Source organism: Ruegeria sp. YKSF131 (assembly GCF_059612645.1).
In genome coordinates this window covers 1-5,422 of sequence record NZ_JBXWQZ010000112.1, presented here as the reverse complement: position 1 = coordinate 5,422, position 5,422 = coordinate 1, and the positions used below count along the sequence as shown (strand labels likewise).

Below are 5,422 nucleotides of genomic sequence, written 5' to 3'. Positions count from 1 at the left end.
GCGGCGATGATTTCGTCCATCTCCGCATCGGCAGAGGCAGTGCTCGCCAGCGCTGCAATGCACATCCCGAAAATAGCCGTAAGGGAAACTCGTTTCATGTGATCTACCTCATTTCTTCAACAGTGTGCGGCACGTGCAGCGTGGCCTTAGCGCTTTTTACGATAGCCTGCGATGGCACCGACGACGGCTCCGGCTTTTGCGCCGTCACTGCCGGATACGAGGTACCCCACCCCAGCCCCCACGACGGCACCGCCAACCGTGTTCTTCGTTCGTTGCGACTGGGCCTCGGCTGGCAGCGGCAAGGCCAGGATTGCGGCCATCAGCAGGGCGAGTGCGGTGGCCTGTGACTTTGTCGAAAACTGCATATCTCGGTCTCCTTATCGGTTCAGTTGATCCGTTCAGCCGATGGAAAGGTCCAGCTTCCATCCAGAATTTCGGCGCGCGGCTGGTACAGGCGGACGGTGTAATTCCAGTTTGGCGGGGTCGGGATACAGTTGATCCGGCCATCGTCACATGCACCGAAGTGGATAGTGTATGACCCGTCCTCGTTGGGCTTGGCAGAAACGTTGTTGTAACTGTTGCGGTCAAGCTCGTTCGGCTCAAGATAGCCGTCGGCATTGTAAACGGTGATCGACCAAAACGCGTCGACCGGGACGTCGTTGACCGTGATTGCATGGGGCGTCTCGCCATCATTTGCATCGACACTGGCGATCACGGCCGAGGCTGTGGTCGCCGGTTGCCCTGCCCAACCAGCGATGGCGCCGACCAGGTGATCAATCGGGTCGACCTCGTCCTTGCGGCCAAAGGCATTGGCCGCATCAAAGCCGACCGCGCTTGCCAGATCGTTCACCGCCTTGCGCGCCTCGGCCAGGCTTTCCATATCCCAGTCCGGCGCTTCGAACGGGCCGTTGCCACCGCCGCTGAGCTCGATCCCGTCCTGCGCCGCATGCGCTCTGGCCAGATCTTCGGCATCCGTGGCATCGGCGAATGTACGGAACAGGACAAAGGCAAAGCGTGTGCCGACATTTTCCTCGGTCAGGTCATAGGTGCCCGGCGTTGCCTCGACAAAGGCATGGTGATCCTGGCTGATAGCCAGCATCGACTGAAAGCGACCATCGCTTTCGGGCAAAGTGATCTGGACCGGCTGGGATAGGTCTAGGATCACCGCGGAATAAAGCGTGTCCTGATTTGCGCGGATGATCGGCTGCGGAGCATCCGCCGAAACCAGCGCACGTTCGTGCACGATTTCGCCCACGCCTACTCCATAGGCGGCAAGATTTGCCCGGATCATCGTGTCAGATTCCGCCCGCACAAGGTTGTGGATGCGCACCTCCTCTGACGCGGCAATCGAGGGCACACACAGCGCAAGGGCAAAAAGAAGACGTCGCATGAGAAATCCTTTCCGTTAATTCAAAAGGCGAACTGGGGGGAAGCTCCACGTCCCATCGAGAACCTCGGGCCCGGGCTGATACATCCGCACGGTATAGTTCCAGCCCTCCATGATCGGCAGGCAGTTGACCCGCCCATCCATACACCCGCTCAGGTGAATGGTCATTGATCCATCACCATTGCGCGCACCTGTCACTGAATTGACGTTATAGGCACCTTGCGTGTTGGGCTGGAAAAAGCCCCTGGCGTTATAAAGGCTGACAGACCAGAACGCCCCGACCGGCACCTCGGCGGGAACATCGATGCGATACTCGGCCACTGGCAGATTTGGTTCTACACTGACGTAATAGGCCTCATGCTCGGGCAACCCACCCCAACCGCCAGCGGTGCCGATCAGATGCCGGACCGCCTGAACCTGATCACGCGCGCCGAACATATGGGAACTGTCCGGCACAAAGGGGCCGAGGGCCAGAATGCCCTGTAACAGCCCCTCAAAACTGGCTTCGTCATAATTGGGAAGGATGAACGGACGGGCCGACCCGGCCTCGACCAGCATCTGGTCCTGCAACGCGTTGACGGTGGCCACATCCGAAGGATCGGCGGCATCGACCAACACGCGCATGAAGACGACAACATAGGGCGTGCCAAAAGTCTCGACATCCAGCGCATAGGTGCCACCACCGTGAAACACCTCTTCGATGTAATGATCCTGATTGAGAACCATTGTGGTCATATAGCGGCCATCTGCATTTGGCAGCGTCAGGGTTGCGCCTTCGCTGATGTCGATAACAGCGGTGCTGTACAGCGTGTCGCGGTTCATCCGGATTGTTGGTTGATCATCCACCGGGGTCGGTTCGCGAAAGTGAAAGAACCTGTTCACGCCTCCGGCCAGTGACACATATTTGCCCAGCTCAAGGTCAGTCGCGGCGCGGATGAAATTGTCGATGGTAACCGGGATCTCGCGGCTGTCACTTAAACTGTCGACGGTTGTGTCCATATCCTGCGCATACGCCGCCTGAGCCCAGATCGTGGCCAGCAACGTCAGCGACTGACTGAGAGAGAGGGGGAAAGACTTACTCACGAACATGTCCCTTAAGAAATCACAGGTTTCGTCGGTGATGACGGGTTGAGGGAACGGCGGTGTAACCCGTTGTCGCAGGGCGATTGTGCAGCGCCTTGACGGGTTGTGTCACCGGACAATTCCCGACAAACTAACCCAATGCGTCGAAACATGGTTACAATTCGCGAGTTGGCCCATGTCGTGGAACTGCTTGAAGATTTCGCCGGAGCGAGCACCGTTGCGGACGCCCTTCAAGCGGTCGGCCTGGACCGTTCTGTTCTATCGCTGAAAGCGGGTTTTGCACCCTACGCATCAGAGGGCATTCTGGTTGAAACGGTGGCCCGTGCGATGGGCGACAGGCTTCTTGGTGCCCGGATTGGCCGCAAATTCGATTACGCGCGTTACGGCGCGTATTCAAATTTTGTGCTGAGCGCGCCTGACCTGGCTACCGCGCTGGCGCGCGGGGCACGGGCGTTCTTGCTGATACACCCAGGTTCAGAGATCGTATTTCGTCAGACCGAGACCCATGTCGTGGTCGGGCGCAGTGCAGTCGGGCTGACGGTCATGGGTCACAAACATCTGGACGAAGGCTCGGTGTTTGTCCTCGCTACCGTTATCCGCCACTTTCTGGGCGAAGGCTGGCACCCGGACTGGATTGAACTGCCACATGAGGCGCGAGTCGATGTCCCGAAGATCGAAGAGATGATTGGCGCCCCCGTGCGTCTTCGGGACAGCCCGCCCGGTATTGCCATCCGACTGGGCGATTTGCAAACGCGCAACCCTTCGCCCCGCAGTCTGGACGCGAACATTGATCTTGATGATCTGGCGGCGTTGATGGGCGTTAATCCTGTGCAGACCATTGGGGATGCAGTGGAACAGATATTGCAGATCACTGTCGCAAACGCGGATATGTCAGAGGATACCGTGGCAAGCCATCTTGCAATAGGGCCGCGAACCCTGCAGCGCGCGCTGCGTCAGGAAGGCACGTCCTTCAACGCCGTCCAAACCCGCTTTGCAAAAAGCAAGGCACAGCATTTGCTGACCCAGACCGACAGGTCTATTGACCAGATCGCCAGTACGCTTGGCTATAAAGATCCCCGCAGCTTCCGACGCGCCTTCAACCGCTGGACAGGCGTTTCGCCCTCTCTCTATCGAACCCAGCAACGCGCAGGATCTGACCCGGTTTTGGCAGACTAGACCCATCGAGGTCGTGCCCGGTGCGGGCGCCGGGCATCGAAACCGCACCCAATTTGCGGCTGATACTTATGGTCGCGCGTGGCAATAAACGATTGCCAATGTCGGACTATTTGCAAAAGAAATGTGTGAAATCTTGTGCCGCAAATTCACAAAGCGGCCGGAATATGACGGAGCGTTAAGGGTCTGATGCGTAGGTTTTGGTGGCTATTGATCTGTGTCGCCCTGACTGGGTGTGCAGCGAAAACCTACAATGAAATTGACATTATGCCTTCGCCAACGGTCTTTGCTGATGGCACGCTTGATCCATTCGAGGATGTGACCGAGGGCAATTTCGAGTCGCGGGCGCGACTGTTTTACGCAACAGACCGCCAGCCCGCAGGACCGGACGACCCACAGAAAAGCTACAATAACGCACGGGGGCAAGTGCTGCGGGCGGGTGTCGCGCAGGTTGCGTCGGACCCGCCGCTTGAAAGCTGGGAAAATGCACGGCGCATAACACTCGCCGCGGCGCGAGATCAGGACTATAGGCTGCGTGTGGTGGGCGTGGCCGAGACCGGCATCTTGCCGTTCAGCGCAATCAAATACATGGATACCCCACCCAGCCGTGTCGAAGTTGAAGCCGCCGGTCGCCGTTTTGCGTCACAAATCAATGCGCAGTTGGCGCAATCGGCCAACAAGGACATTTTCATCTACATCCACGGCTATAATGTGGACTTCGACTATTCCACCCTAGTCTCAAGCCAGTTGCAGCATTTTCTGGGCTATCAGGGCGCTTTCATCAGTTACAACTGGACAGCAACCCCAAATACACTGGCCTATTTCCGTGATCAGGAATCGGCGCTGGCCTCGCGACGTTATCTGCGCGAGTTGATTGCCTTTCTCTCGACCCATACCAATGCCCGTCGCATCCACCTGATCGGCTACAGCGCCGGGACAAGGCTGGCCTTTGACGCCGCCTATCAAATCGCGTTGGGGGCCGAGGGAAACGCGCGGTTGGGCAAACTCATCCTGATCGGCAGCGATCTAGACCGTGCTTATTTCATTCATGCTATCGAGGACGGTCTACTCGATGCGGTTACGGACCTGACGATCTATCAGTCGCAAACGGATTCCGCCCTGGCGATGTCTAGGCTCGTCTTTGGCCGCAAGCGCGTCGGAGAGACCTCGCCCCCCGGCGAAGCAGTGCCTGCGGTGCAAGCGGAATTGGCCCGGACCCCAAGGCTGCATGTCATCGACGTGACGGATGCCGAAGAGGCGGGCAATGGCAACGGACATTGGTATTTCCGGTCTTCACCATGGGCCAGCAGCGATCTTTTCCTATCATTGCTGACCAACAAAGACCCCGCCGCGCGCGGTCTGGTGCGCGCACCCGGAGAGATCATCTGGCGTTTTCCAGATGATTATCCGCAAAGGATCAGGGAACTGGGGCGTTTTTACTGAAGGAAAGGAACCGTTAGGTTTTCCCCGTCTGTTCGCTATTCTGGCCAGCTTCCCACACGAAGCTTCGTCTGATCATTCCGAATCTCATAAGTAAGTTTATCCATAGGTCAGGCTTATGACTTTGAAGGTATAATCGATTTTTCTTGGCATATTAATCTGTCAAGATGCGAATGCTCAAATGTGAATTTAACGCCGCGCAAGAATGGCGAACCTGTCAAACAATTCACCAACAGAGGACAACCATGAAACAGAAGAGATCAATTTATGCGGTTTTGGCGTTCGGTTTACTGACGGCGACGGCTGCGGCATCGGAAACGGAACTGACGGTATACACTG

At 57.4% G+C, this 5,422-nt stretch carries 5 protein-coding genes; 2 read left to right on the top strand and 3 right to left on the bottom strand.

Translation table 11 applies throughout. The features are described 5' to 3' along the window. Nucleotides 1-146: 146 nt before the first annotated feature. Genes AC2FLZ_RS21610 through AC2FLZ_RS21600 form a run of 3 tightly spaced genes read right to left on the bottom strand, consistent with a single transcriptional unit; the run spans nt 147 to nt 2,470 of the window. Nucleotides 147-365 carry a YMGG-like glycine zipper-containing protein gene (locus AC2FLZ_RS21610; RefSeq protein WP_480477721.1) on the bottom strand — a complete coding sequence of 73 codons (219 nt, stop codon included), beginning with the start codon at nt 363-365 and terminating at the stop codon, nt 147-149. A gap of 20 nt (nt 366-385) precedes the next feature. Continuing rightward, entirely contained in the window at nt 386-1,390 is a 1,005-nt protein-coding gene (locus tag AC2FLZ_RS21605; protein WP_496882758.1) for a DUF1214 domain-containing protein, read from the bottom strand. 15 nt (nt 1,391-1,405) lie between these two features. Then, the gene (locus AC2FLZ_RS21600; RefSeq protein WP_496882757.1) at nt 1,406-2,470 is read right to left on the bottom strand and encodes a DUF1214 domain-containing protein; all 1,065 of its coding nucleotides are present in this window, start codon (nt 2,468-2,470) and stop codon (nt 1,406-1,408) included. A 150-nt stretch (nt 2,471-2,620) separates the two neighbouring features. Here AC2FLZ_RS21600 and AC2FLZ_RS21595 point away from each other — a divergent pair, with 150 nt between their 5' ends. Together AC2FLZ_RS21595 and AC2FLZ_RS21590 are read left to right on the top strand one after the other, a co-directional pair. Next, complete coding sequence (locus AC2FLZ_RS21595) at nt 2,621-3,646, top strand: helix-turn-helix domain-containing protein (RefSeq protein WP_496812000.1); 1,026 nt, start codon at nt 2,621-2,623, stop codon at nt 3,644-3,646. Nucleotides 3,647-3,910: 264 nt separating this feature from the next. After that, a complete protein-coding gene (locus AC2FLZ_RS21590; protein WP_480496617.1) occupies nt 3,911-5,086 on the top strand; it encodes an alpha/beta hydrolase in 1,176 nt (391 codons plus the stop codon). The last annotated feature ends 336 nt before the right edge of the window (nt 5,087-5,422 follow it).

Bases quoted from the DNA above. Each gene is read 5' to 3' on its own strand.
- AC2FLZ_RS21610 (WP_480477721.1), bottom strand. From the start codon at position 365: ATGCAGTTTTCGACAAAGTCACAGGCCACCGCACTCGCCCTGCTGATG.
- AC2FLZ_RS21590 (WP_480496617.1), top strand. From the start codon at position 3,911: ATGCCTTCGCCAACGGTCTTTGCTGATGGCACGCTTGATCCATTCGAG.
- AC2FLZ_RS21595 (WP_496812000.1), top strand. From the start codon at position 2,621: ATGGTTACAATTCGCGAGTTGGCCCATGTCGTGGAACTGCTTGAAGAT.
- AC2FLZ_RS21605 (WP_496882758.1), bottom strand. From the start codon at position 1,390: ATGCGACGTCTTCTTTTTGCCCTTGCGCTGTGTGTGCCCTCGATTGCC.